Source organism: Acidovorax delafieldii 2AN (genome assembly GCF_000175235.1).
In the GTDB taxonomy this organism is placed as follows: domain Bacteria; phylum Pseudomonadota; class Gammaproteobacteria; order Burkholderiales; family Burkholderiaceae_C; genus Acidovorax; species Acidovorax delafieldii_B.
The window spans coordinates 1-5,494 of the sequence record NZ_ACQT01000232.1 but is presented as its reverse complement, the minus strand read 5'-3'; the positions used below and the strand labels follow the sequence as shown (position 1 = coordinate 5,494).

4 protein-coding genes are annotated in these 5,494 nt (G+C 67.8%); 3 read left to right on the top strand and 1 reads right to left on the bottom strand.

What is annotated here, in order from left to right:
- The first annotated feature begins 46 nt into the window (after positions 1–46).
- Both ACDELDRAFT_RS18480 and ACDELDRAFT_RS18475 read left to right on the top strand, forming a co-directional pair.
- Positions 47–1,435 (top strand): GspE/PulE family protein, encoded by a 1,389-nt coding sequence (locus tag ACDELDRAFT_RS18480; protein WP_005799524.1) that lies wholly within the window; start codon positions 47–49, stop codon positions 1,433–1,435.
- Positions 1,436–1,704: 269 nt separating this feature from the next.
- Positions 1,705–2,637: a GGDEF domain-containing protein gene (locus ACDELDRAFT_RS18475; RefSeq protein WP_005799523.1), complete on the top strand. Its 933-nt coding sequence runs from the start codon at positions 1,705–1,707 to the stop codon at positions 2,635–2,637.
- Between the two features lie 146 nt (positions 2,638–2,783).
- On the opposite strand, the gene ACDELDRAFT_RS18470 is transcribed toward ACDELDRAFT_RS18475, so the two are convergent.
- Entirely contained in the window at positions 2,784–4,451 is a 1,668-nt protein-coding gene (locus ACDELDRAFT_RS18470; RefSeq protein WP_005799522.1) for a methyl-accepting chemotaxis protein, read from the bottom strand.
- A gap of 334 nt (positions 4,452–4,785) precedes the next feature.
- On the opposite strand from ACDELDRAFT_RS18470, the gene ACDELDRAFT_RS18465 reads away from it, so the two are divergent.
- A partial coding sequence (locus ACDELDRAFT_RS18465; protein WP_005799521.1) for an MCP four helix bundle domain-containing protein occupies positions 4,786–5,494 on the top strand: 709 nt, incomplete at its 3' end.

The window sequence follows — 5,494 nt, the reverse complement described above, 5'->3', positions numbered from 1 at the left end:
CGTGCCCGACCCCCAGCCCGTCGGCACCCCCTGAGGCGGGACCGCGATGCGCCATCCCCTGCCTTACGCCTTTGCCCGCTCCGCCCAGTTGCTGCTCGAGGAGGACGGCCAGCAGCTGGTGCTGTGGCACGGCCCCCAGCCCAACGCCAGCGCGCTCTCGGAAGTGCTGCGCAAATACCCGGTGCAAGAGTTGCTGCCGCTCGATGCCCACGCCATGGCCCAGCGCATCAGCGCCGCCTATGCGCAGGGCGAATCGAGCGCGGCCACGGTGGTGAGCGAGGTCGAGTCAGACGCCGACCTCTCGCGCATGATGCAGGAGCTGCCCGCCGTAGAAGACCTGCTGGAGACCGCTGACGACGCGCCCATCATCCGCATGCTCAACGCCCTGCTCACGCAGGCCGCGCGCGATGGCGCGAGCGACATCCACATCGAGCCCTACGAGCGCCATTCGAGCGTGCGCTTTCGCGTGGACGGCACGCTGCGCGAAGTGGTGCAGCCCAACCGCGCGCTGCACGCCGCCCTGATCTCGCGCCTGAAGATCATGGCCGACCTCGACATCAGCGAAAAGCGGCTGCCGCAGGACGGCCGCATCAGCCTGCGCCTGGGCACGCGCGCCATCGACGTGCGCGTGTCCACGCTGCCCAGCGCCCACGGCGAACGCGCCGTGCTGCGCCTCTTGGACAAGAGCGAGAGCAAGCTCAGTCTGGAAGCCGTCGGCATGCAGGGCGAGACGCTGGAGCGCTTTGAGGGACTGATCGCCCAGCCGCACGGCATCATCCTGGTGACGGGGCCCACGGGCTCGGGCAAGACGACCACGCTGTATGCGGCGCTGGGGCGGCTGGACGCCACGCGCAACAACATCATGACGGTGGAAGACCCCATCGAATACGAGCTGCCCGGCGTGGGCCAGACCCAGGTCAACAGCAAGATCGAGCTGACCTTCGCCAAGGCCCTGCGCGCCATCCTGCGCCAGGACCCGGACATCATCATGATCGGCGAAATCCGCGATTTCGAAACCGCGCAGATCGCCATCCAGGCCTCGCTCACCGGCCACCTGGTGCTGGCCACGCTGCACACCAACGACGCGGCCAGCGCCGTGACCCGCCTGATCGACATGGGCGTGGAGCCGTTCCTGCTCTCGTCTTCGCTCCTCGGCGTACTGGCCCAGCGCCTGGTGCGCAAATACTGCAGCCATTGCCACGGCAGTGGTTGCGAGCACTGCGGCCACACAGGCTACACGGGCCGCACCGGCGTGTTCGAGCTGCTGGTGACCAACGACGCCATCCGTGCGCAGATCCACAACCAGGCCTCGGAAGCCGACATCCGCACCGCCGCGCTGGCCCATGGCATGGCGCTCATGCGCCAGGATGCCGAGCGCCTGATTGCCGCGGGCATCACCAGCCGCGAAGAAGTGCTGCGCGTGACGCGCGATTGAGAGCACCAGCCACCCATCGGCACGGCGGGGTGGGCGCGCCCGGCGCACGGGACGCCTGCCGGGTAGGCGCATCCACGCACAGCACACCCGCGCACCGCCAACGGCCACTCCGTGCAAGGGTTCCGGCGGCCGGGCTACTGGCTGCTACCGCACCATCGCCCCATCGGCACCGTGGCCCTGGCAGTGGCCCATGGCCTGAAAGGGGCATTCCGTCCCGAGAGCGATGTGGCTATGCTGTGCCCGATCAGCCCCACCGCCAGGCCCGCTGCATGAATCCGACAGAACCCGACAACACCTTGTATCGCACGCTGCTGGAGTCCACCCGCGCCATTCCCTGGAAGATCGACTGGGCCACGGCCACTTTTGCCTACGTCGGCCCGCAGATCGAAGCCTTGCTGGGCTGGAGTCCGTCGAGCTGGATGACGGTGCAGGACTGGGCAGACCGCATGCATCCTGACGACCGCGAACGGGTGGTCAACTTCTGCATCTCCCAATCGCAGGCGGGCGTGGACCACGAGGCAGACTACCGCGCGCTCACCGCCGGTGGCGACTACGTGTGGATCCGCGATGTGGTGCATGTGGTGCGCGACGAACAGGGGCAGGTCCTGGCGCTCGTGGGGTTCATGTTCGACATCACCGAGCGCAAGCGTGGCGAAGAAAGGCTCCTGCTGCTGCAGCAGGAGCTGGAAGACCTCTCGTTCCGCGACGGCCTCACCGGTGTGAACAACCGACGCAAGTTCGACGCCGTGCTGCAGCGCGAATGGCAGGATGCGCGGCACGAGGTGCGCCCGCTGTCGCTGCTGCTGTTCGACGTGGACTTCTTCAAGCACTACAACGACTGCTACGGCCATGTGGAGGGCGATGAGTGCCTTCGGCGTGTGGCGCAGGCGCTGACCCGTGCCACCCATCGGCCAGGGGACTTCGTGGCGCGCTATGGGGGCGAGGAATTCGTACTGCTGCTGCCAGCCAGCGATGCACGGGCCGCGCTGACGGTGGCCGAGCGTTGCCGGCAGGAGGTGTTCAAGGCGCAGATTCCGCATGCCAAGTCCCCCATCGGGCAACTGCTCACCTTGAGCGCGGGCGTGGGCACCGCCATTCCGGCCGCGCACGATGACCCAGTGCGCTTTCTGGAGGAGGTGGATCGCCGGCTCTACCGCGCCAAGCACGAAGGCCGCAACCGCATCGTGGACCGGGCCGCGTAGGCCGGGCAGATTCGGGAATAAGGCGGAGGGGCACTGTCGCGGCGCGCCCGGTGGGCATTGCCACCGCCCAGTTTGCGCCCGTCAATCACTCCTGATTTCGTAGCAGCTTGCGCCTATGCACCAAGCGCGTCGGGCCAGAACCGCCCTTACTGCAACTGCAGAGACACCCGCGCCTGCCGTGCTGCGGTGAGCGCTGGCCCACCGTGGGCGCGGTTGGCGGTGGCGGTGGGCCGGCCCACATCTTGTACGGTGGCCTCGCCATGCAGCTTGAACTGGCTGACCGCCCGGGTGAGTTGCGTCGCCTGCTCGCGCAGCGACTCCGACGCCGCCGTGGACTGCTCCACCAGCGCGGCGTTCTGCTGCGTCATCTGGTCGAGCTGGGTGACCGACTGGCTGATGTGACCGATGTTGTCGCTCTGCTCGGCGGCCGAAGCGGTGATCTCGGAAATGATGCCGGAGACGCGGCGCACGCTGCTCACGATCTCGGTCATGGTCTCGCCCGCCTGGCTCACGAGGCGCGAGCCGTCCTCGACGCGCTCGACCGACGAGCCGATCAACCCCTTGATCTCGCGGGCCGCCTCGGCAGAGCGCTGGGCCAGGCTGCGCACCTCGCTGGCCACCACGGCAAAGCCCCGACCCTGTTCGCCCGCACGGGCGGCTTCGACGGCGGCATTGAGCGCGAGGATGTTGGTCTGGAAGGCAATGGAGTCGATCACACCGGTGATGTCCGCGATCTTGCGCGAGCTGGTGGTGATCTGGTCCATGGTGGTCACCACCTGCGACACTACGGCGCCGCCGCGTGCCGCCACTTCGGCCGCCGATGCCGCGAAATCACTGGCCTGGCGCGACGACTGGGCGCTTTGCTGCACCGTGCTGGTGAGCATCTCCATGGACGAGGCCGCTTCTTCGAGGTTGGCGGCGGTCTGTTCGGTGCGCTGGCTCAGGTCGTGGTTGCCGGTGGCGATCTCGGAACTGGCGGTGGAGATGTTGCCAGCGGCATCCTGCACCTGGCGCACCAGCCCGCGCAGCGACTGCTGCATGCGCCCCATGGCGGCCACCAATTGGCCCACTTCGTCCTGGTTCAGGGCCTGCTCGTCGCGCGAGAGATCGCCGCCGGCAATGCGCTCGGCCAGGTCACGCGCCTGGGCCAGCGAGCGGGTGATGGAGCGCACGCTCAGCGTGGTAAGCGGAATGAGCACCGCCAGCGCCAGCACCAGCGCGACGCCAATCAGGCCGGACATGGTGGCGGCCAAGGTATCGACGCCCTTGCGCGCCTCTTCCATCTGCTCGCGCGCCGTCGTGGCCAGGTGTGAGAACAACTGGTCGGTGGCTTCCATGTGCTGCTTGAGCCGGTCGGCATAGGCGCCGCCGCCAGCCCCGTCGAGCTGGGCCCGCTCGATCTGGTCGAAGATCGGCGCGATGCCGGTTTCATACTGCTTGATCTCTTCCAGCGACTTGTCGATCGAGGCCACGAAGGCGGCATCGCCCGCCTGCACCTGGCGCACGTCGGCCAGGCTTTTGCGCAGCGCCGCCAGGGTCTTGCCCCAGCTCTCGCGCAGCGCCGCCACTTCAACGGTGTTGTTGAAGTTGATGATGATGTCCTTTTCGGCGCGGCGCAGGTTGCCCAGCGATGTGCGCAGGTCGGCCATGTCGGTGAGGGTCTGCACCCGCTGGGCGAAAAGGATTTCCAGCGTGCTGCGCGTGCGGTCCAGTGCCATGTAGCCCATGCCCCCGATGACCACCAGCAAGACCAGCGAAAAAATCGTGCCGAAATACAGGCGCGTTCGAATGGAAAGTCGGCCCAGAGCGTTCATTGCTCTTCCTTACATATTTTGACAAGTACCCGGGCCATGCAACTTTGATGCCATGCCCTGCCCGCGGCCTTCTGGGCCGGGGTGGCTGACTATAGACCCCGCGCTCACGACGCCGGCTCAGGGTATTCACGGCTTTGCGCGAGCCGCCCCGCCATCCGCGGACAACCCGCAATGCGGGCAGGGGCATGAAAACAACTTGTCACATTTGAAACGGATAGTCGTTTACCAGGCCGGCGGCATTCCCCATGTGCGGCGGCCCTGCCCCGCGGTCGGTCCCTGGAATTGCCGGGGCCTGCTCACGCGGCCCCTCCCTTGCGGCACCTGGCCATCACACATGCAACAAACCGCTCCCTTCTCAGCAGCCGATTCCAGCACACCGCCCCGGGGAAGCCTGGGCCAACGGCTGCGGGCCGCGTTCGTGGCCGTGCTGGCGTTCACCGTGCTGGGTTCGGCCGTTGGCGTCTGGTCGCTGCACCGCATCCAGCAGTCCACCGAAGCCATGGTGAGCCAGGGCGTGGCCACCGAACGCCTCATCGCCGATGCCTACCGCCACCAGGCCATCAATTCCGAACGCTACAAGGCCGTGGCCCTCAGTTCCGAGCCCGAGGTGGGCGACATCCTGGGCGCCGACATCGCCGCCACCCAGCAGCTCTACGACGCGCAGATTGCCGATCTGGGCCGGCGCCTGCAGGGCGCTGACGACCGCGCACTGCTGCAGGGCATTCATGCGGCCGGAGCCGACTTCCTGAAGGCCCGCACCGAACTGGTGGCCGCCCGCGATTCTGGCCTCACGGAGCGCATCCGCAAGGTGTACTCCGAGCGGTTCCTGCCTTCTTCAGGGGCGCTGCTGTCGGCGCTGGGCACACTCACGCAATCGCAGCGCAACGCCATCGACGCCGGGGTGCGCGAGGTGGAGCGCCTGGGCGCGCTGGCCCGCAGCGCCATGCTGGCCCTGGGCGCGCTGGCGCTGGTGGTGGGCACCGTTCTGGCGCTGTGGCTGGTGCGCAGCATCACGCGGCCGATTGCCCTGGCGGGCGCCACCG